Annotated in this window: 17 protein-coding genes; 10 read left to right on the top strand and 7 right to left on the bottom strand. The window is 40.1% G+C overall.

Annotation, left to right across the window (positions count from 1 at the left end; translation table 11 throughout):
- Window positions 1–554 precede the first annotated feature (554 nt).
- A complete protein-coding gene (gene msrA, locus O9324_RS02565; RefSeq protein ID WP_288139402.1) occupies window positions 555–1217 on the top strand; it encodes a peptide-methionine (S)-S-oxide reductase MsrA in 663 nt (220 codons plus the stop codon).
- Window positions 1218–1485: 268 nt separating this feature from the next.
- Here msrA and O9324_RS02560 read toward each other — a convergent pair whose 3' ends face one another.
- Window positions 1486–3876: an FHA domain-containing protein gene (locus O9324_RS02560; protein WP_288139401.1), complete on the bottom strand. Its 2391-nt coding sequence runs from the start codon at window positions 3874–3876 to the stop codon at window positions 1486–1488.
- A gap of 190 nt (window positions 3877–4066) precedes the next feature.
- On the opposite strand from O9324_RS02560, the gene sir reads away from it, so the two are divergent.
- From sir to O9324_RS02520, 8 genes are all read left to right on the top strand, one after another.
- On the top strand, window positions 4067–6004 hold the full coding sequence (gene sir / locus O9324_RS02555) for a sulfite reductase, ferredoxin dependent (RefSeq protein ID WP_288139400.1): 1938 nt from the start codon (window positions 4067–4069) through the stop codon (window positions 6002–6004).
- Between the two features lie 105 nt (window positions 6005–6109).
- On the top strand, window positions 6110–7576 hold the full coding sequence (locus O9324_RS02550; protein WP_288139399.1) for a tetratricopeptide repeat protein: 1467 nt from the start codon (window positions 6110–6112) through the stop codon (window positions 7574–7576).
- 3 nt (window positions 7577–7579) lie between these two features.
- The gene (locus tag O9324_RS02545; RefSeq protein WP_287628010.1) at window positions 7580–8833 is read left to right on the top strand and encodes an ATP-binding protein; all 1254 of its coding nucleotides are present in this window, start codon (window positions 7580–7582) and stop codon (window positions 8831–8833) included.
- A 175-nt stretch (window positions 8834–9008) separates the two neighbouring features.
- Window positions 9009–9119: a transposase gene (locus tag O9324_RS02540; protein WP_370582930.1), complete on the top strand. Its 111-nt coding sequence runs from the start codon at window positions 9009–9011 to the stop codon at window positions 9117–9119.
- Between the two features lie 445 nt (window positions 9120–9564).
- On the top strand, window positions 9565–9873 hold the full coding sequence (locus O9324_RS02535) for a DUF6679 family protein (RefSeq protein ID WP_002757875.1): 309 nt from the start codon (window positions 9565–9567) through the stop codon (window positions 9871–9873).
- Between the two features lie 282 nt (window positions 9874–10155).
- Window positions 10156–10617, top strand: coding sequence for a cupredoxin domain-containing protein (locus O9324_RS02530; RefSeq protein ID WP_287628011.1), 462 nt, complete (start codon window positions 10156–10158; stop codon window positions 10615–10617).
- Window positions 10614–11699, top strand: a complete 1086-nt coding sequence (gene cax, locus O9324_RS02525; RefSeq protein ID WP_072925943.1) for a calcium/proton exchanger — start codon at window positions 10614–10616, stop codon at window positions 11697–11699. Before O9324_RS02530 ends, cax begins: the two co-directional genes overlap by 4 nt.
- 43 nt (window positions 11700–11742) lie before the next feature.
- Entirely contained in the window at window positions 11743–13362 is a 1620-nt protein-coding gene (locus tag O9324_RS02520) for a S8 family serine peptidase (RefSeq protein WP_288139398.1), read from the top strand.
- 114 nt (window positions 13363–13476) lie between these two features.
- Here the strand turns inward: O9324_RS02520 and O9324_RS02515 are convergent, their stop codons facing one another.
- From O9324_RS02515 to cbiD, 4 genes are all read right to left on the bottom strand, one after another.
- Window positions 13477–14757, bottom strand: coding sequence for a DNA cytosine methyltransferase (locus O9324_RS02515; protein WP_288139397.1), 1281 nt, complete (start codon window positions 14755–14757; stop codon window positions 13477–13479).
- Window positions 14758–14919: 162 nt separating this feature from the next.
- Window positions 14920–16161: a DUF262 domain-containing protein gene (locus tag O9324_RS02510; protein ID WP_288139396.1), complete on the bottom strand. Its 1242-nt coding sequence runs from the start codon at window positions 16159–16161 to the stop codon at window positions 14920–14922.
- An 88-nt stretch (window positions 16162–16249) separates the two neighbouring features.
- Complete coding sequence (gene guaA / locus O9324_RS02505; RefSeq protein WP_287628015.1) at window positions 16250–17875, bottom strand: glutamine-hydrolyzing GMP synthase; 1626 nt, start codon at window positions 17873–17875, stop codon at window positions 16250–16252.
- Window positions 17876–18015: 140 nt separating this feature from the next.
- Entirely contained in the window at window positions 18016–19143 is a 1128-nt protein-coding gene (cbiD, locus tag O9324_RS02500) for a cobalt-precorrin-5B (C(1))-methyltransferase CbiD (RefSeq protein WP_002765110.1), read from the bottom strand.
- Between the two features lie 275 nt (window positions 19144–19418).
- On the opposite strand from cbiD, the gene O9324_RS02495 reads away from it, so the two are divergent.
- On the top strand, window positions 19419–20276 hold the full coding sequence (locus tag O9324_RS02495; RefSeq protein WP_288139395.1) for an Rpn family recombination-promoting nuclease/putative transposase: 858 nt from the start codon (window positions 19419–19421) through the stop codon (window positions 20274–20276).
- A 157-nt stretch (window positions 20277–20433) separates the two neighbouring features.
- On the opposite strand, the gene O9324_RS02490 is transcribed toward O9324_RS02495, so the two are convergent.
- Entirely contained in the window at window positions 20434–21192 is a 759-nt protein-coding gene (locus tag O9324_RS02490) for a hypothetical protein (RefSeq protein WP_288139394.1), read from the bottom strand.
- 164 nt (window positions 21193–21356) lie between these two features.
- Entirely contained in the window at window positions 21357–21647 is a 291-nt protein-coding gene (locus O9324_RS02485; protein WP_288139393.1) for a nucleotidyltransferase family protein, read from the bottom strand.
- Window positions 21648–21666: the final 19 nt, after the last annotated feature.

The following is a 21666-nucleotide window of genomic DNA, read 5'->3' as shown; positions in this document are numbered from 1 at the left end:
ATGTAGAGGAGTCTATTTATACTACCACTTACTTTGCTTCGGGATGAACCCGAGTCAGTCTGGGTCGCTGAATCCTTTATTGGGTAAGCTTTTCAACCTGTTTGACACTCTCTTACTCGAAAAAATGAGCGAACGGTGAGTAATTAACCATCTCTGCCATTACTTTGGAAAAATGGTATCAGTAGCTGGTTATAATTAAATTAAAAATGGATTTTAGGTTCGATCCCCCCTGCCCCCCTTGATAAGGGGGGTGCCGATAGGCGGGGAGATCCCCCTTAATAAGGGGGGCATCTGATAATTTTTAACGCCTACCTACTTATCAGTAGATTGACAAAAATTGAGCTGCAGCCTCATACTAAATCCGTTGAGTAACGCACAGAAAACGGGTTTCTCCGAGAAACCCGTTTTCTGCTCATGCAAAAGGCAAAAAGGAGAATAAATAATCAGTTTTTAATAACCGGATTTAGTATCAGTTCTGATCACTGATCACTGAAATCGCCAAAATTAAGCGATAATGTAAAGTAAAGTAAAACTTTCTGGACAAATTCTTAATTATGGTGTTATTCGGATTCGGAAAAAAATTAACTTTGCCTACAGTAAGGGAAGCACTACCCGGGCGATCGGAAAAAATGCCCGTACCTAGCGGCCACTACGTTAACGGTCATCCTTTGCAGCCCCCCTTTCCCACCGGTATGGAAACCGCAATGTTCGGTTTAGGCTGTTTTTGGGGAGCAGAGCGGAAATTTTGGCAATTAGAAGGAGTTTACACCACGGCCGTAGGTTATGCGGCTGGTATCACCCCTAATCCCACCTATCAGGAAGTGTGTACCGGTATGACTGGGCATAATGAAGTGGTCTTAGTGGTCTATGATCCCAGTGTGATTTCCTACGAACAACTGTTAAAGGTTTTCTGGGAAAGTCATAATCCCACCCAAGGAATGCGTCAGGGTAATGATACGGGAACTCAGTATCGATCGGGTATCTATACCTATAGTCCCCAGCAAAGGCAATTAGCGGAAAAATCCCGATCAATGTACCAAGAAGCTCTCAATCAAGCGGGCCATGGTCAAATTACCACGGAAATTATCGACGCACCTGAATTTTATTATGCTGAAGGTTATCATCAGCAATATTTAGCGAAAAATCCCGGCGGTTACTGTGGTTTAGGGGGAACGAAAGTGGAATGTCCGATCGCTCTTGATCTGAAGTTAAATTAAGTAGGGTTAGCCTTCAGTTATCAGTTATCAGTTATCAGTAATCAGTAATCAGTAATCAGTTATCAGTTATCAGTTATCATTCATAATTCATAATTCATAATTCATCATTCATCATTCATCATTCATCATTCATCATTCATCATTCATAATTTAGAACGTAGGTTGGGTTGAAGCATGAAACCCAACGCCCGTATAGTTTACGCTACCGCTAACCCATCCTACAAATAATTGTGCCTCCCTACTTATCAGTTATCAGTTATCATTCAGATCATAAAATATCTTTTCTTTTTTGCAACCAATAGGTAAGGAGAAAATAAATAAGGGAATGAAGAATTAAAACTCCCCAATTCAATAACAAATTATTGATAGATAATTGATAAACTTGATTGGTATCCTCAAAGGGTAAAGGGATATTAAGATTTTTTGCTTGTGCAATCATATCTTCTACCTCTACTAATACCCCGTAGGCACCAATCGACCAGCGACTAATCATCAACCATGATAGATATTTCCCCAGACCTTCTAAGCTAAATAATATCCCTGCAAAGATAATCTGAGGAATTAAAATTAAAGGTAAGGCGCTATTTGCTTGGGTGATGTTATTAACCCCAGCAGAAATTAATAAACCGAGATTAATTGACGCAAATATAGTTAAAAATGTGGTAATAAAACAGCCAATTAACCAAGTCATTAATTCTGGTTGCGGGTCAGTAAATCCCCAAAATATTACGCAGGTAATTACAATTGTTTGCAGAAAAGCTAAGGCTGCTAAAACCAGAATTTTTGAGAATAAATAGGGTAATAATCCCAGATTAACTAATCTTTCTCGCTGATAAATGGCTGATTCTTTGACAATTTCCTGTAGGGAACAGGCAAAACCTACCCACAATTCCGCGCAGGTAAAAACAAAGAGAGTTTTTAAGGCTAAAGTTGCCGATTCGATAGCATCTTCACGCTTAGCATTATCTCCCAAAAATAAAGGATGTTTGTCGCGTAAAATCATGGCCATTAAGAAAATTCCGATCGGGGCGGTTAATAGGTATAAAATTAAACTAAATTGATCACGGATAATTAACTGGCTATAGCGTTGACATAAAACCTGTAGTTGTTGCCAAAAAGATTGTTGAACCTGTTGCGGTTTGCTATGATTTTGCTGAAATATTTTACCGATTCTTGCTTCAATATTATTCTTGTAGTAGTCGGATTGTTGGAACCGTTGGCATTCTTGCTCAACTTTTTCCCTAGTTTCTAGATGAATATAAATATCGGCAAAATCCCCCTGAGGTAAAGAGAAAAAATTTAAGGCCTCCCCCGGAGAACCAAAATAACATAAATTGCCCCCTTGACCAAGAAAAACTAATTGATCGCAGAGATTGATATTATTAGTAGCATGGGTGACTAGGAGAATTGTTCTGCCTTCTTTGGCCAATTTTGCCAGCAATTCCATCATCTTTTTATCTAAACCGGGGTCTAATCCCGAGGTGGGTTCATCTAAAAAGAATAATTTGGGATTAGCTAATAATTCTACCGCAATACTTACTCTTTTTAATTGACCACCGCTTAAGTCTCTGACTAAAGTATTTCTTCTTTCTAATAATTCCACCTGCTCCAGGGTTTTTTCGATCACTTCTTGGCAATTAAGATCGGGAGGTAGCCTTAATTTAGAAGCGTAATATAACACTTCTCCCACGGTTAAATCCCTGTGAACGATATCGTATTGGGGAACATAACCGATTTGGGTGCGATAGATATTAAAATTCTGGCGCAGCTCTTCCCCATTCAGATAAACAGTTCCCGAGGTGGTGGGTTCAATTCCTAATAAAGTCTTTAAGAAAGTCGATTTTCCCGCACCACTTCCCCCGACAATTGCCACTAATTGACTCGGTTCGATCGGTAGGGAGATATGATTGAGAATTATTAAAGGTCGTTTCTTTTTATCCCGCACCATCCTGACGATATTTTCGGCATCCAGACGGATATTATCCCCCGTATCTAATAAAACTAAGTCATCTCCCTGCAAACGAAAACTATAGGGTCCGATTCTCACCGTACAACCATTAGTTAAAATGGCACTACCCGATACTTTTTGTCCGTCGATAAAGACTCCATTGGTGCTTTTGTCGTGGAGAATATAACGATTTTGGTTATCGCTATCGATAATCGCGTGTTGTCGGGAAATTGTCGGAGCGTCTAAAACCACAGTGGCAGCATTATCTCGTCCTAAAACTACACTGCGATTGCTTAGGGAAACCGATTTAAAAGCTAAAGGTGGGCTTTTTACCTGTTGGTTAGGATGATAATAGGTAATCTTGACGCAATTTTTGACATCTTGACCGATATTAATCTCATCCCCATTTCGTAAAAGATAGCCCTCTTTGGGAGTAATGACGCGATTGTTGATAAAAAGTTGATTGGAACTAGGATTAGTCCCGTCTCCATCGTAGATATAGTAATCATCTCCCTGACGACGAAAACAAGCTTGGACTCGACTCACCACTGTCCAGTATTGGGGAACAACTAAATCCACCTGTTGACCATCCCGACCCAATTTATAATTAGGACGACTCAGATTAATAGAAGGGAGAATTTCTCCCTGATTGTTAAGAATAATGTAGGGTTCTTGACTAATAACCGTTTTAATGTTAGGAGAATTGGTCATAAAAATTAGATCGGTAGATGGCGTTCGCGGGGGACGGTAAGAAGTTAAGATAGAATTAATGTCTCGATCGCTACTGTAAACCTCAGAGTCTGGAACGAACTCTAGAGATCATGTTAGTAAAACTTCTTAGGATCGATCGAGCTTGTCTAAATTCCTAAGACCTATCCACAGGTTATCGTGCTGTTAGACGATGGTTACAACTCCTATTTCTCCTACCGCCAAGGTTTCTAAAGTCGAAGGTATCAAAGAACGCAGTAATTATTTGCGAGAACCTTTGGCCAGTGAACTCCTCGAAGATACAACCCATTTTACCGATGCGGCGGTTCAGATTCTCAAGTTTCACGGTTCCTATCAACAGGATAATCGCGACAATAGAGCCAAAGGTCAAGAAAAAGACTATCAAATGATGTTGCGTACCCGCAGTCCGGGGGGTTTTATTCCCGCGCAACTATATCTTACCCTCGATAGTTTGTCCGATCGCTACGGTAACGGCACTTTACGGGTGACAACCCGCCAAGGCTTCCAATTACACGGCATTTTAAAGAAAAATCTCAAAGCAACCCTCGGGGAAATTATCCGCAGTATGGGATCCACTTTAGCGGCCTGTGGTGATGTTAACCGCAATGTCACCGCACCGCCAGCCCCCTACAAAAATCGCCCCGAATACGGCTATGCTTGGGAATATGCCAATAATATCGCCGATTTGCTCACTCCCCAAACTGGAGCTTACTACGAAATTTGGCTCGATGGCGAAAAAGTGATCAGTGCAGAAGAAGCGCCAGAAGTCAAGGCATCGAGACAAAAAGATACAAATGGCATCAACAAAAACGATCCGATCGAACCGATCTACGGTCAACATTATATGCCCCGTAAGTTCAAGATGGGTGTCACCGTGCCGGGGGACAACTCCATCGATATCTACACCAATGACATCGGTTTAGTGGTGATTACCGACGCGAATGGTCAATTACAGGGTTTTAACGTCCTTGCGGGGGGTGGACTGGGAAGAACCCACAATAAGGAAGAAACTTTCCCCAGAATGGCCGATGCGATCGGTTATGTGAGTAAAGAGGAGGTATATGATCTAGTAAAAGCGATCGTGGCAACCCAAAGAGATTACGGTGATCGCGGCGATCGTCGTCATGCGAGAATGAAATATATCCTCGAAGAATGGGGAGTAGAAAAATTCCGCAGCACTGTTGAGGGTTATTTCGGCCAAAAAATTGCCCCCTACCAACCCCTCCCCGATTGGGAATATCAAGACTTTTTGGGATGGAATGAACAGGGAGACGGAAAATTATTTTTTGGTCTTTCTGTGGAGAATGGCCGGGTCAAAAATGAAGGCAGTTTTCAGCTAAAAACCGCCTTAAAAGTGATTATCGAGCGTTTTCAGCTACCCATGCGCTTGACGGCTAACCATAATATCATTCTCTACGAAATTGAACCCAAAGATCAGCAAGCGATCGAGGCGATCCTGAAAGAACACGGAATTATCACCAATCCCGCCGAAATTGACCCTTTAACCCGTTATGCCATGGCCTGTCCCGCTTGGCCCACCTGTGGATTAGCGATTACCGAGTCAGAAAGAATTTTACCCAGCGTGATTGAACGCATTCGCACCCTGCTTAATCGTTTAGGATTAAGCAAAGAGGAATTTGTCATCCGCATGACAGGATGTCCCAATGGCTGCGCGCGTCCCTATATGGCAGAATTAGGATTTGTGGGTAGCGCTCCCAATTCCTACCAACTCTGGTTGGGGGGAACAGCCGATCAAACTCGACTAGCGCGCCCCTATTTGGATAAAATGGCGATCGATGATCTAGAAAAGGTCTTAGAACCGATTTTCGTTTACTTCCAACAGAATCAACAAAATAACGAGACCTTCGGAGAATTCTGTCACCGAGTCAATTTCCCTGCTTTACAAGCATTTTCAGCCACCTACACACCTAAAATGACCGAAACTACTACCACTGAATCAAAACCCAAACGCGTCCGTAAAAATCAAAACCGTGTCAGCGTCCCCGATGATATGTTTGTCCGTCTCAAGGAAGCTTCGGAAACGGAAAAACGGCCGATGAATCAAATCATCAATGAGGCGCTAGAGGCCTATTTTAGCCAAAAATCCTAATCAGTTATCAAGGTGGGACTTAACCCACCTTTTTTTAATTAGTATATTCATAGGGTCGGTCTGTCGAAAAAATCATAGTCCATCACATCATCTTGGTTACGCGATATGGTGCAACAATTGGGGCAGTTTCTCAACCTTCAAGCGGGAAGTATAGAGGAATATCAGGAGTTTTTATCAGAAGTCTTACAAGCAGAATGGGAGAGTAATGGCGATCCTACGGTGGTTTATCCTATCCTACAACGCCGTCAACATCTGTTAGATGATACCTTTGCCCAACTGTTGCAACAATGGGCTAGAAATGTGTTTTCTCAAAGGAAACCAGAAGAAGTGGCGGCTATTGTCGGGGTGATTCAGAATTTATGTATTAAGATTGCAGATTTTCCTTTGGGAAGTCGGGCTAATAATCTAGAAATCGCTATTACAGGCTATCAGACCCTCTTAGAAGTATATACCCGTCAAGCTTTTCCTGAAAAATGGGCAAGGATACAAAATAATCTGGGGAATGCTTATAGTAAGCGCATCAGAGGGGAAAGGGCAGAAAATTTAGAGTTAGCTATTGTTGCTTATAACCAGTCTTTAGAAGTAAGAACCCGTGATGCTTTTCCTTATGAATGGGCAAGGACACAAAATAATCTGGGTGCTGCTTATAGTCAACGCATCAGAGAGGAAAGGGCAGAAAATTTAGAGTTAGCTATAGCAGCATTAAACCAGTCTTTAGAAGTCTGTACCCGTGATGCTTTTCCTCAAGATTGGGCAGTAACACAAAATAATCTGGGTGGTGCTTACAAAAACAGAATCCAAGGAGACATAGTAGAGAATATAGAAACTGCAATTTTCTGTTATCAAGAAGCCTTAAAAATTCGTACTTTTGATGCCTTTCCTCTTGACTGGGCAACTACTCAAAATAATTTAGGCAATGCTTACAGTGAACGAATTAGAGGCAATAAAGCCGAGAATATCGAAAATGCAATTGTCTGTTATCAAGAAGCCTTACAAATTTATACCCGTCAAGCCTTTCCAGGAGATTGGGCAGAGACACAATATAATTTAGCCAATACTCTCAGAGAACGATTTAGACTTCTTGGTAAAGTGGCAGACATTCAACAAGCAATTAACTCTTATAAACAAGCTGGAGAAATTATTGAAAAAACCGAAAACAAAACCTTATATTTTAACTATTCCTATCAATTAGGAAAAGCTTTATTTGAGGGTGGATATTATACAGAAGCTATTGAACACTTAGAAAATTGTCAGCAACTTTATCAAAAACAAAAGGATATTAGTAGTTTGGCTCCAATTTTATTGGAACTTGCCCGTCTCTATCATCGCACTGGTAGGCTCGAACAGGCAAGACTTTATTTTAAAGATTCTTTACGTCTATTCCGTCGTTTGGGTGATCAAGATAATGTGGCTTCTGTGACAACTGCACTGGGCAATCTAGAAATACAAATTGGCAAGATTTCCCAAGCTTGTAGTCATTTAAAAGAGGCACAAACATATTATCAAGAAAAAAATAATTCAGAACGACTAGAGGAAATTAATTATCTACTAAAAATTCTACAATCTGCGTAAAAAATGTCAAGACTCAGCCGTTATCAATCAACTCTCAAAAGATGGGGACTTATAGAAAATCCTTTTCGAGCAACTCCCCCCGATGATCGCAAAAAATTAGCAAAGATTTTTTATGGACGAGATCAAGTTTTAGATGTCGTTATTCCGACCCTCTATGAAGGACGTAATATCCTAGTTAGGGGAGCTTGGGGTATTGGTAAAACTGCTTTGATTTTTAATTTAATTAACCAGTTACAACAGGAAGTTAACCAATTAAATGAAAAAATGTTATTGCTTTATATTAGCAGTATTCCTGGGGAAAGTTCCACGGAATTTTATCGTGCTTTATTATTAGCTGTAGCCGATAGTTTAGCGGATAGTGATCAAGAATCAAGAGACATTGCTAATACGCTTTTAGGGTATTCTATCCAACGCAATAAAACCACTACTGAAGGACAAGTTAAATTAGGCTTTTTATCCTTTGGCAAAAAGGAAGAATCCCCTGCTAATCAACTGACTCCCACCGCCAATGCTGACCCGTATCCTCTACTCATTCGGTTATTAAATAGAGCCGAAGAAATTTATTCTCGTATTGTTATTGCTATTGATGATTTTGACAAAAAAGATCCCATTGTTGTCCAGACAATTTTAGAAAGTAGTTTAGATTTATTTCGGATGGGAAAACATCGAGGATTTATCATGACAGGAAGAGGCTTTACCGAGTTTCAAGAAGCAACCTTAAAAGCCCTTGGTATCTTTTCTGAAGATATTCCCCTTGAACCCATGAGTCAAGATGATTTACGTCACATTGCTATTAATTATCTTAATAGTGCCAGAAACGAACAGCGAAATGATCCCTATCCTTTCACAGAGGAAGTCATCAATTTAATTACGGGTTACGCTCAAGGAATTCCTCGACAACTGAATACTATCTGTGAAAAAGTATTAAGGCAAGCTGCTTCAGAAGGATATGAAATTATTGATGAAACTGCTTTTTATTCAATTTGGCAAATCCTTCAAAAAGACTTTACTGATTATTTAAGTCCTCAGTTTCGTCATTTATTATACGTTGCTCATCAAGCCGGTGGCATTAGTGAGAATATTTCTGATCAAACTTTGGCTAAACTTGATGCTATAACCTTTGTTGCTCTCTTGCCCCAACTTAAATCGATGGAAGAACAAGGATTATTAATTCGTCAAGAAGATCAAAGCGGTTTTCGTTTTGTTCCTTCCCAATTATTTCAACCTAAGTTACTCCCTGAGTCTCAGTCTGAGTAAATAATAAATAGCTCCTTCGATGTACAGGGTGAGCGCATCTCAAACGCTATTAACAATTGAGATGGCAAATTCTCCTCAAATATGCCTGAATCGTGGGTAAGCAACTCACATAAAGTTCATTTTGTCAAGGATCCTTAAGATGCGCTTACCCTGAAGTAGCTATAAGCTCACAGCCATTTTTTATTTATCGGCCAACGGAATCAAGTGGCGAGCGATGCCCCATGACTTGCCAAGATGGCAGAGCGTCTATAGCTATTTTTCGGGGTTGGAAAGGGGACGGTACTGATAGCATTTTTCAAAAGTAATGGCAGATATGGTTAATTGCCCTCACCCCCAAACTCCCCCTGCCCTACCGATGTGGGGGGTGGAGGGGCGCAAGAGGGGAGTAGGATACCTGCCATGAATAAAGAAAAATGGCATAACCTCATCCCTAAACCTCATTCCCGATTCCATCCAGGAATACTGTTAGGAAGTGAAAATTTATGTGACAATGACTCTATAAGGGCGATTTTTTACTGAATCGCCGAAGCCGTCTATTAATCGAATCGATGTCTTTGAAGAACGTAGCCCCAAACTGGAAACCTGACTTTTCTTACCCATTCTTGCCACTACTAGCGGAATTTTTCTCCCTTTTGTGTTACCCACGGGAATTCTTGAGCTATTGCTGAGATTGGCATTTTGTCACTTCCCGTTAGTTGAATCCAACAAAAGAAGCTGTTTAGGAGCAATTTATGTTACACCGCAAGATTTATCAATTCTGTATGGATGGTCAGGAAGTCTGCATTTTCTTGCGCGATCAGCAAAGATGGATCGATAATGCTCGTATTGTCGATCTAGAAAGCGATCTCGTCACCATTCGCTACGAAACAGAAGAAGAAGACGAAATTAGTTCTTGGGAAGAAATGGTGCGTTTAGAAAGTATCGGTGCGGTGAGCAGAAAACTGGCATCGGTGTCGCGGACGAATCCTGATATTAATGTCTCGGAAGATTGTCCGGAAGCAGAACAACTTTATCCCCATTCTCCCGATAGCTTAGATTAATTTTGTCGATTTAAATTACAGTGGCTAGAAGTCCCGCGGTTTTAACCATGACCAAGGGACTTTTAAGGGATGGAAGGGAAAAGAGTCGGTAAGTAGAGAGGCACAATTATTTGTAGGATGGGTTAGCAGTAGCGTAACATGAGCGGGCGTTGGGTTTCATGCTTCAACCCAACCTACGTTCATTTTATATTTAATTCCACCCACTCACTTAGGAATCACCACTTGTTGTAAAATTATCGTCAAAGCCGCCAGATTTTCTCTATTATTAGCTGCAGGAGCAAAATGAATTCTAATCCCTACTTCGCTGGCCAGGATATCTATCAAAAATTTGTGGCATTAGTAATAGTTTTAATTAGTTGTTGGTTAGTGACTTTTCCCGCCTTCGCCGGGTCCGCCCCTCTAGAAGTTAAAATTAGTCTAGGCTCCGGGCAAGGAGAATTAAAATTCTTTCCTAGTCAATTAAACTTTATTGCCGGACAAAAATACAAATTAATCCTCGATAATCCCAGTCCCACTAAACATTATTTTACCGCTAAAGACTTCGCCGATGCTAGTTGGACGCAGAAAGTTGAAGCGGGAAAAGTGGAGATTAAAGGGGCAATTCACGAACTAGAATTAAAACCTAATGCACAGGCAGAATGGGTAATAGTTCCTCTCAAAACTGGTAAGTATAAATTAATCTGTACTATTCCAGGTCATGCTGAAGCGGGAATGGTGGGAGAAATCACCATTAATAACCCATGAATTTAAGAAAAATTGTCTCCTTTGCTTTCCTATTATTTATTCCCCTATCGGTGGTCGCTAGTCGTCTTAATTGGGGAGATCAAGCTATTTTTATCACTGCCGCTTTATCGATTATTCCCCTGTCAATTTGGTTAAGTACGTCTGTGGAAAGAGTTGCCGTAGTCACTGGGCCAACTTTGGGAGGATTAGTTAATGCTATCTTTGGCAATACTACCACTTTAGTTATTGCCTTAATTGCCCTAAAAAAAGGCTTGGTGGACATCGTACAAGCCAGTATTACCGGTAGTATTCTCAGTGATTTATTATTATTTATGGGCATGGGAATGCTCACGGGAGGAATTCGCTACAAAGAGCAGGAATTTAAACCGATTTTAGCGCGGGTAAATGGTTCTTCCATGACTTTAGCAGTAATAGCGATCGCTTTACCAACTTTGGTAATATATACTTCTAACGTGGTGGAAGTTGCCGATATTCTCAGTCTTTCCCTAGTCACCGCCACGGTTTTATTAATAGTTTACGGGTTAACTTTATTATTTTCCCTCAAAACCCATAGCTATCTCTACGAAGTGGGATTAAGTAATGAAAATACCCCCGACAATCAGGTTAGTGAGGAAGAAAAAGCTCAAGTCTGGATTTGGTTACTTGTGCTGCTTACTTCCACCGTAGCTGTAGCTTATGAGTCGGATTTATTTGTTGATGTAGTGGAATCGGTGATGGAAGGATTTAATCTCACTCCTCTCTTTATCGGGGTGATTTTCATTCCTTTAATTAGCGATGTTTCTGGAATAGTTACCGTCACTCAATTAGCCCTAAAAAATCAGATGGATTTAACGGTTTCCGTGGCTATGGGTGATAGTTTATTGGTGGCTTTATTCGTGGCACCTTTATTAGTTTTTATCGGTCAATTTTGGCAGCAGCCGATGGATTTAAATTTTAATCCCTTTAACGTGGTGGCTTTAATTGTAGCGGTGATTGTTACTAATTTAATCAGCTTTACCGGTCGTTCCAATTGGTTAGATGGAACCCTATTACTAGCCACCTATTTAATCTTGGCAGTAGCTTTTTATTACCATCCCGCCTAGCCAAAAAAGAGATTTAGGTATTTTCTGATATTTCTGTCTTAGAATGGATCGGTATCACCTTACCGCCGCAGGATTGCTGATGATGAAAAGAGGGTTTTGGTTTGTCGTCGGGTTAGTAGTAACGATAATTCTGCTTCCTTCCCTAGTTCTTTCTAATTCCATCGGTGAACAGGGAATTTATGCCGATCGCCTGCGGGCGGAACCCTATAATTTATTAGGGCGAAAAATTGCCATCGGTCAAGTAGAAATCGGACGACCGGCTCAGTTCGGTTATGATAAAGTGGCAGCTTGGCAGCCTCCCTATAAGTTAGCCGGTGTTTTTTTTCGCGATCAAATTGCCAAACCCAACACCTATCTCGATAATCACGCCGCTATGGTGGCAACAGTGATGGTCAGTGATGATAAAAAAATCCCCGGAGTGGCTCCAAAAGCGAGATTATATTCGGGGGCGGTGGGTTCTTTGCGACGGGGCGGACAACCGGAAGAATGTCTGGCTAGTCAAAATATTGCCCGACAAAATAGCGGTGATGTGCGCGCCATTAACTTTAGTTTTGGGGAATCTTTGCAAAGAGATCAAAGACAGGAACCAAAATTAGATGGTCAAGCTTTATTAACTCAATGTGTTGATTGGTCATCGCGAGTTGATGATGTTCTTTATGTAATTGCTGGTAATCAAGGTAAGGGAGGAATTCCCATTCCCACCGATCATTTTAACGGCATTACTACCGCCTATACAGCGAAAAGAGAAGGAAAATTTACTAAAGTTGATTTTGCTAATATTAGTGCTTTGCCAGTGGGTATTGGTCGCAGTTTAATTAAACGGGAAATTAATGATGGTTCGCGACGGTCGATTAATTTAGTTGCTCCTGGCAATAAAATAGAGCTTTATGACCTCAAAGGTAAATTAAATACCGTTAGTGGCACCAGTTTCGCCGCTCCTCATATTACGGCATCCGTGGCACTTTTACAAGAATACGGCGATCAACAAATTAATCAAAAAAATCCCCATTGGAGTGTCGATTCTCGTCATCATCAAGTGATGAAGGCAGTAATGCTTAATGCTGCCGATAAAATTAAAGATACGGGCGATGGGTTACGGTTAGGTATGAGACGGACGGTCTTAACTAAGGATCAAAAAACTTGGTTAGAGTCCGATGCTTATAAAGACCCGAAAATTCCTTTAGATATGCAGATGGGGACGGGACATCTTAACACTTTTCGCGCCTACCAACAGTTTAGTAATGGTCAATGGTCGGCCGCAGAATCTATTCCTCCTATTGGTTGGGATTACGGTACAGTTACCGCTAATGGTTATCAAGATTATGCCCTAGAGAAGCCCTTAAAAGCTAATAGTTTTACTTCGATAACTTTGGCTTGGGATCGTTTGGTAGAACTAATCGATACTAATCGCAATAATCTCTATGATATCGATGAAAGTTTCCGGGATCGCGGACTGAATAATTTAGATGTTTATCTTTTACCTGCTCAAGAGGATAATAATGTTAAATACACCTGTGCTTCCCTGAGTGATAGTGATAGTTTAGAGCATATTTTTTGTCCTGTCCCCATCTCTGGAAACTATAAAATTCGGGTTCAATATCGTCAACAAGTTAATGAGAAAGAACAAGCTTTTGCTCTCGCTTGGTGGACGGTTCCCGAATAATAAAAATGATAGTAAATTCTGTTCAAAAAGTCTAGGGGGAGTGGGAAGATGGGAGCAGGTTTTTAAAGTTCGATAGGCAGTTAATCCTACTATCAAAAACGGATTTGGTATAATTTAAATACTGACCAGTCTCTGAGAGACACCTCGTTTTCTTTTCGGGATAACATCGTCAGGGATTCCCCAATAGTTTGATGCCTGAGACATATTATATAGCAATAAGTCTTCGGGCATTCTTTCCAAAATAACTCGGTTGAGATTAGCGGTATTAATATTCATTGCTCCCATCACAGAAGAGCCAAGTTCTTTCGATAATAGCGGAATAACTGCATTACCAATCTCACGAAAACCATGCCATATTGTGCGGTGAAACTGAAACCAATCGGGGAATGTATGTAATCTGGCGGCTTCTCGTACAGTAATACAACGAGGAATAGAATAGTGAATGGGTCTAGGAGCAGTATAGGCCCCTTTGTCACTATTAGTTCCGGCCCGGAGAGTGTTACATAAACCAGTGGGAGAAAGCTTGAAAAAGCGACTTTTTGGTTCCACTGTACCCGGTTCGGTTACGATAAATCTATCAAGTGATCTTTGGGTATGAACTGAGCCTATATGTCCATAGATTTTTGTATCTACTGTTCTTTGATGGCAAAGTTTAAAAATATCCCTTGGCTGCACTGAATATTTTTTCCTCTTACCACTATAATCTAGTTTTGATGCGGGTATGCCTAAATCAGTATCGATAAAAGCCGGTATTAATTCTAAATCTGAAATCGCATCATAGACGCTGGTAAAAGCTGATTTTTTGGCTGAGTTCAAATCGACGGTCTTTGCCAGGGGATATTTAGCCATCGTCACGTCTTTTCGACTACCAATTAAGATTAATCTTCTGCGCTTTTGTGGTGCGCCGTATTCACTGGCATCGAGGATTTTAATTGGCTGATTAATTGTATAGCCAATAGCTTCAAATTCAGAGATTAACTCCTCTAAAAATTGTTTATGTTTACCGGTAGCCATGCCGGGAACATTTTCAAAGATAAAATACTTGGGTTTAATTTCCCCTACAATCCGCAGATATTCAAATACAAGAGAATTTCTAGGATCATCTATTTGTCGTTTACCAATTAATGAAAAACCTTGGCAGGGGGGACCACCAGCAATTAAACTAACATCGGTGGCATAGCCTTTTAGTTTTAATAATTCCCATATTTCTCTACTTGTTACTTTGGCTATATCCCGGCAAATAGTTTGACAATAGGGAAAGTTAAAATGATGAACCAAGGAATGGACTGCATCAAACTCCACCGCTACAGCAATATCAAATCCCGCCGCTTCTAGACCAAGGGACATCCCACCGCAGCCGGCAAATAAATCGATCGCAATTGGTCTATGTTTCACTTTGATGATTAGCTCTCTATTGTCTGCCTTTTATTATACTGTAAGTAGGGAGGCACAATTATTGGTAGGATGGGTTAGCGGTAGCGTAAACTATGCGGGTGTTGGGTTTCATGCTTCAACCCAACCTACGTTATTGGAGATTTCGGCATAGTAAAAAAACAACTATCTTACCCACTTAAAAATAATACGATTGTCTTCCATCTGAGGAATATTGAAGTTAATATCTAATACTTTTGATAAAGCTTGACCCCATAAATGAAAACGATCATAGGTTGATTGTTTAGTATTTGTACTAATTAATACAGCATTTTTAAATCGATCAATGGCAGTACGAAATAAACTTTTAAATGCTTCTTCTACCTGTTCTTTGTTTTTCTCGGCAGCTGCTCTAATTAGATCATCGCAAAAGTAAAAAACCATCACATCTAAAATTGCTCGATTGAACTGACTTCGATAAGTTGCCGATTCAGGCAGCCAGAGACGGGAAAAGTTTTTCTCTCCAAAAATATTAATCGTTGTCTGAACAGCTTTTTCAAATTGATCAATAATATTTTTGATTTCTTCTGAGTTTTGATCCCATCGAGCATTAAGCGAGACACAAGCATTATCAAGAAATCCTTTAAGATCACCGCGATAATCGGATAAATAATAATGAAAAGCTACATAACGCAAGAGTATATCAGTGTCGCGCATCCGGAAATCGGGATAGGAAGATTTAAATATTTTCTTTAATGCTTGACTTTCGATCGCTCGATCATCTAAAAAATTAATAAAACCCCCTGGGTGTAATGCTTGTCTTAATTCTTGAGAAGACAAAGGGGTATTTTCCACATTGAGACGCAGAAAAATTTTATGGAGGAAATTCTCCGTTTTCCAATTACGGATAACAATCGTGCGGATAGTTTGATTATCCAGTTGGTGTGAGATATCATTTAAATTGAAGTCATTTTTTAGATCCTGATATTGGCAGCCATTGAGATTATCTAGAAATTCTAAATCTTTTAAAGTAAAACTATTATTAGGTGTGGCACTGTCACCATAAAACTGTAAAATTGTTAGTAGGCGTTGTTTGCCATCAAGAACGATAAATTTCCCTTTTTCCTTATTATTAGCAGCTAAGACAATCAGTGGGACTGGAAACCCTAGAATTAGGGATTCAATAAATCGACTTTTACGAGTAATATTCCAAGCATCTCGTCTTTGAAAGCGCGGATTTAGTTGAATATTTTCTCGAATTAATTGATCGCGGATCGTTGCGGTAGTCCAATCACTTCCAGCAACAACAGTCTCGGAGATTTCTTTGAGTTGTAGCTTTTTTTGGTTTGCTGATTCTCCTGCAATATCTTCTTCTTCTTCGGCAAAATCCACCGCTTCTATTTCTTCCAACATCTCTAACTGTGCCATGGTAGTAATTAATCTCCTCAATTGTCTATTCTGCAAAAATCCCGCCCCAATATTTGGACGGGACTAATAATCAATCAATAATTCAATACTACTCCCATTCTATAGTTCCGGGAGGCTTAGAAGTAATATCATAAACCACGCGGTTAACTCCCTTAACTTCATTGACAATGCGATTAGAAATTGTCTCCAATAAATCATAGGGAACCCGGGACCAATCGGCAGTCATTCCGTCTTCACTGCCGACTAAACGTAGGACAATGGGATAAGCGTAGGTGCGTTGATCTCCCATCACTCCCACACTGCGGACAGGTAATAAAACCGCGAAAGCTTGCCAGAAATCGTGATACATTCCCTGCTTATTAATCTCGTCGCGCACTACCCAATCTGCATCGCGCAAAATATTTAATTTATCTGCGGTGACTTCCCCTAAAATGCGAATCGCTAAACCAGGGCCGGGGAAAGGTTGACGACGAACAATTTCTTCCGGAAGACCGATCGATCGACCTAATTTTCTCACCTCATCCTTAAATAATTTTCGCAGGGGTTCGACTAATTTAAACCGGAGATTTTTCGGCAGTCCACCAACGTTATGATGACTTTTAATTTTAACCGCGACTCTTTCCCCAGTTTTGGGATCCACATTACTATCGGCCGATTCAATCACATCGGGATATAAAGTTCCTTGGGCCAGATAATCAAAGGGTCCCAAACGATTCGATTCTTCTTCAAACACCTGAATAAATTCATGGCCGATACGACGGCGCTTTTCTTCGGGATCGGTGACACCGGCCACTTGCGCTAAAAATCGCTTTCTAGCGTTGACATACTGGACTCCGATATGGAATTGCTCGTTAAATATCTGCATTAATCGTTCTGGTTCACCCTTACGCATGAATCCCTGATCGATAAACATACAGGTTAGTTGATCACCGATCGCTCGATGTAACAGGAATGCTAAGGTAGAGGAGTCCACACCGCCGGATAAAGCTAATAAAACGCGCTTATCGCCCACTTTTGCCCTAATTTCTCGGATCGATTCCTCGACAAAAGCTTCCGTGGTCCAAGTGGGTTCGCATTTGCAGATATGATAGACGAAATTGCGAATTAAGGCGATTCCTCCCACAGAATGGACAACTTCCGGGTGAAACTGCACTCCAAAGAGTTTTTTCTGGTGATCGGCAATGGCCGCACAATCGGTATTATCGGTATGAGCGAGAATTTCAAAACCCGCAGGCAATTCCACGCAGGAATCCCCGTGACTCATCCAAGCGGTGGAACCGTCCTCGACATTGGTTAATAAATCGGTAGGATCGTTGATAAATAGGGATGCTTTGCCGTATTCGGCCCGTTTTGCCCGTTCTACCCTACCTCCTAACTGCTGTACCATCAATTGCATCCCGTAGCAAACTCCGAGGATGGGTACACCTAAATTCCAAATTTCGGGATCACAGTGAGGCGCTCCAGGATCATAGACGGAATTGGGACCGCCCGAAAGAATTATTCCTTTCGGGTTGATTTGGGCTAATTGTTCGGCGCTGGTACGATAGGAGAGAACTTCGGAGTAAACGTTCGTTTCCCGGATTCTGCGGGCGATTAATTCAGAATACTGGGAGCCAAAGTCAAGAATGATGATTATTTGACGATTAAGGCTATTAGTGAAGGACTCTGAGGGCAAAGTCTCTTGGGGGGTGGGAAGGGGGGTTTGAGTTGTCACTACGATCAAAAAAAGAAACTGGCAGGAAAAGGTTAAAGTTTTGTAAACTAAATCGGCTATTGTTCTGAAAATAAGCTACAATAGTATCGCCTTATTAGTTTCATTTTTTAAGACTAAATATTCCCACGATCATAGCACGGTCACTGGGGAGTGACTGGTAGATTTTGCAAAAATTTAAGGCCATTTTCGCTTTTGCTGATCAAAGAACGAGAGCGATCGAATAAAATACAACCGACCCCAAGATGACCGTTACTGTGGTTATAAACGTATTCTTGGCAACGGCGATCAATCGTATTAGCCATTTCTCCATAGATGCGTTCCACCCAATTATCTCCCGTTTGCCGGTCTAATTGACGCAGATATTCCAGACCGTTTTCACTGGTGCTACTGTCAAAAATTTGCTGGAGATGGGGGGTAGCTAAACCCATTTTAGCGGCGTAGGCGGTGAGAATTTCCCGACGACCATCGGCGAGATGATGGTGAGTCTGAAAGATTCCCCCGGCAAGTTTAATTAATTTACCGTGATAACCAAACAAAAGAATTTCAGAGATTCCCTGTAATTGTGCCTCTAATAACATCGGCCCGATCCAATTGGCTGTTTTTACCAAAATATCAGGATTAATACCCATTTGAGGGGCTAAATCTAAGCCATTTTCCCCGATACAAAACACCAAGCGATCGAAACGACGGGATAAATTTTTTAATTGCTCGCGAAAGATTTCCAACTGTCCGGGAGCGCTCAGGGGTTGGGAAATGCCAGTGGTACCTAACAAAGATAATCCCTCTACCACCCCAAAAGCGGCGTTAGAAGTCCTTGTGGCCAATTTTTTGCCTTCTGGAAGGATAATCGTTACTTTGATGCTTTCTTGGGGCAGTAACAGGGGTCTGAGGTTTTCTTGCAGCAGACGCTGGGCATAACTATAAATAGCTGATTTTCCGCCATTATCAACCTGTAGGCCGATTCCTGCGCCGCCTTGAATCTCTATCTCTTGATTACCCGTCTTTCTTTCTACTAACGCCCATATAGGGGTATTTCTAGTTAAATCTAAATTGTCCCCCGGATCGCTGCGGGTGATAGCTAGGGCAGCATCGGGGTTAAGTCGGGCAACTTGTTCGATGGCAATTGTAACGGCTTCTGGCGGTTCTAAAAGATTAAAAGTAACGGAATTTAGCTCATTTTCGCCGTGGAGATGCTGGAGAGATGCGATCGCACTGGCACAGGCAAAAACCGGCAAAGTGTAACCCGAACGGGGTGGGGAGATAGACATAAATAGGGTCGATAGCCAATCAAATTAGCCGTGATCTGATTATAGAACTAGGGGGCAACCGCTGCTATTTTTGATGATTCTTTGACATCCTCACCACCCGGGGTGAGCGCATCTCAAATGCTATTGACAATTGACCAATTTTGTGATCCTTGTGAGAATTTCAAGTGATACCAGTCAATCAGAATAGTTACGAACTCTACCCCTTTGGTCGATTGTTGCTTAACAATTGAGATGGCAAATTCTACAATGAGACTAATTTATGATATGATGAAAGAATGTATGATAATGTTTGTCGAATCTTAGCGTCACTTTTTTCAAGGGATATAGCCACTTGGTTAATCGGAGAACCGATTACATTAACCGAGTTGGAACCGACTGAGTTACTGCTAGATCCAATTAGAGTAGATAGTTTGATTTTTTTACAATCAGAAGACTTAATTCTTCACATCGAATTTCAGACAGATCCGAAAGAAGATATTCCTTTTAGCATGGCTGATTATCGTCTGAGGATTTATCGTCAGTTTCCTCGAAAAAGAGTTTATCAAGTGGTTATTTATCTGAGAAAAAATCAATCTGCTGCTGTCAAAATTAATACCTTTGAGTTATTAGAACTACAACATCGTTATAATGTAGTTAGACTCTGGGAAGTTCCCAGTGAAACTTTTCTAGATGTATCAGGTTTACTTCCGTTTGCGGTTTTGTCTCAAACTGATAATCCAGCAAAAATATTACAACAAGTAGCTCGTCAAATTGAAAAAATTTCTGATAACATAGAGAGAAATAACATTGCTGCCTCAACTGGTATTATTGCAGGGTTAGTTTTAAATCAATCTATCATTAAAAGATTACTCAAGGAGGAAATTATGAAGGAATCGGTTATTTATCAAGAAATTCTCGCTAAAGGAATCACAGAAGGTGAGATTTTAGGCTTTAAAAAAGGCGAAGCCAATCTAATTCTTAAACAAATTAATCGCCGAGTTGGTAATATTTCAACTGATTGGGTCAACAAAATTCAAGAATTATCTTTAGAACAATTAGAAGATTTAGGAGAAGCTTTATTAGATTTTACCTCTCAATCTGATTTAATTAACTGGTTTAATTATCTTGAAGAAAATAAAAAAAATATTAGATAGTTACACCCTGCAATCTAATAAATAATACTTGTCATTGATGAAAATTTTCTTTCCTGATCATAGCATTTTACCCGTACACAACCAATAACGCTATATTTGAGGAATTAAATCAAAGCGATCGCCTATAGCATTGTATAATAAAGTTGTCTTGAAATAATTAAGAGAAATTTACATAACTACTGATATAAATTAACGGAAGTTCTAGTAAATCTCGCTGATAAATGCTAGTAATAAAGAAACGTGCAGCCTTTTCTCGATGCTGATTTAGTCGTTGAATTTGAGACTGTACGGGGGTAAAATAACGATGATAAACATAACTGTCTTTTTCTTGCCAATTAAGGTATTGATAATGAGGATCATAAGCTAGTTTTTTAGCTTCTTCCGTGAGATTAATCGGACAGAGATCCACTTTATTTAAACAGATTAATAAGTGAGAAACTTGAGAGCATTCTTTGAGCAAAAAGTCAACCCATTTTTCAAATCTTTTGATCCATTGTTGACGAGTAATAAAATGATCTAGATTGTCTTTTTCAGGATTAATAATCTCTCGATAAGGTTCTAAAATAACTAAAACCGCATCTGCTGTCTGAATTTTATTTAATGTTTCTTGCCACATCTCATCATGAACATCTTGCCAAGATTTTCGCCAAATTTCTCCTAATGTATCAATTATATCTAAGTCAATTGTTTGAAGACCAGCTGGTAAATAAGCCTTAAACTTTATATATGTTTCAGAAAACCTGCACCCGTTTATTGTTCCTGCTCTTGTAATTCCTCTATCGTCAAGTATCAAAGATTTCATGAATTTATAATCGGGTTCTACAACTTTGATATAATGACCATCAGGATTAAGAATTTCTAGACAAAGATGTGTTTTTCCTGCAAAGCGATCGCCGATACAAATAATTTGATTCACTTGTTTAACCTCCATGTTGTCAACTAATTGTAATTCTTTTCATTGGCAATAATTTGATGATTGAATTAATAAAGATTGATAGAATCTGTCTTTTCCCTCCTGTGTATAAGATTCGATTCGTTCAATTCTATCTAAAATATCACCTAAATAAATTAAGTCATCATTCATAAAGGAATCACCTCTTTCATGATTCTTTCCCGAAAACAATCTCGTAAACTGTTAATAGTAGCCACATCAACCTTACAGCCTAAATAATCTTCTAAGTCTTGAATTAAACCAATTCTATCTAATAAGTTGCGTCCTTGTTCCATTTCTACTAAAAAGTCAATATCACTGTCATTGCTGTCTTCTCCTCTGGCAACTGATCCAAATATTAGAATATTAAATGCTCCATGTTTTCGAGCAATTTTTATAATATTCTCTCGTTTGTCTTGAAGAAGTTGATAGCGTTTCATTTTTGAATTGGCGATTTTT

The organism is Microcystis sp. LE19-84.1B (genome assembly GCF_027531875.1).
GTDB lineage: Bacteria > Cyanobacteriota > Cyanobacteriia > Cyanobacteriales > Microcystaceae > Microcystis > Microcystis panniformis.
The sequence above is the reverse complement of the archived record's forward strand: the minus strand, read 5'-3'. Positions and strand labels throughout refer to the sequence as shown.

Coding starts and splice junctions, on each gene's coding strand:
- msrA (WP_288139402.1), top strand. CDS start 555: ATGGTGTTATTCGGATTCGGAAAAAAATTAACTTTGCCTACAGTAAGG.
- O9324_RS02560 (WP_288139401.1), bottom strand. CDS start 3,876: ATGACCAATTCTCCTAACATTAAAACGGTTATTAGTCAAGAACCCTAC.
- sir (WP_288139400.1), top strand. CDS start 4,067: ATGGTTACAACTCCTATTTCTCCTACCGCCAAGGTTTCTAAAGTCGAA.
- O9324_RS02550 (WP_288139399.1), top strand. CDS start 6,110: ATGGTGCAACAATTGGGGCAGTTTCTCAACCTTCAAGCGGGAAGTATA.
- O9324_RS02545 (WP_287628010.1), top strand. CDS start 7,580: ATGTCAAGACTCAGCCGTTATCAATCAACTCTCAAAAGATGGGGACTT.
- O9324_RS02535 (WP_002757875.1), top strand. CDS start 9,565: ATGTTACACCGCAAGATTTATCAATTCTGTATGGATGGTCAGGAAGTC.
- O9324_RS02530 (WP_287628011.1), top strand. CDS start 10,156: ATGAATTCTAATCCCTACTTCGCTGGCCAGGATATCTATCAAAAATTT.
- cax (WP_072925943.1), top strand. CDS start 10,614: ATGAATTTAAGAAAAATTGTCTCCTTTGCTTTCCTATTATTTATTCCC.
- O9324_RS02520 (WP_288139398.1), top strand. CDS start 11,743: ATGGATCGGTATCACCTTACCGCCGCAGGATTGCTGATGATGAAAAGA.
- O9324_RS02510 (WP_288139396.1), bottom strand. CDS start 16,161: ATGGCACAGTTAGAGATGTTGGAAGAAATAGAAGCGGTGGATTTTGCC.
- cbiD (WP_002765110.1), bottom strand. CDS start 19,143: ATGTCTATCTCCCCACCCCGTTCGGGTTACACTTTGCCGGTTTTTGCC.
- O9324_RS02495 (WP_288139395.1), top strand. CDS start 19,419: ATGTATGATAATGTTTGTCGAATCTTAGCGTCACTTTTTTCAAGGGAT.
- O9324_RS02485 (WP_288139393.1), bottom strand. CDS start 21,647: ATGAAACGCTATCAACTTCTTCAAGACAAACGAGAGAATATTATAAAA.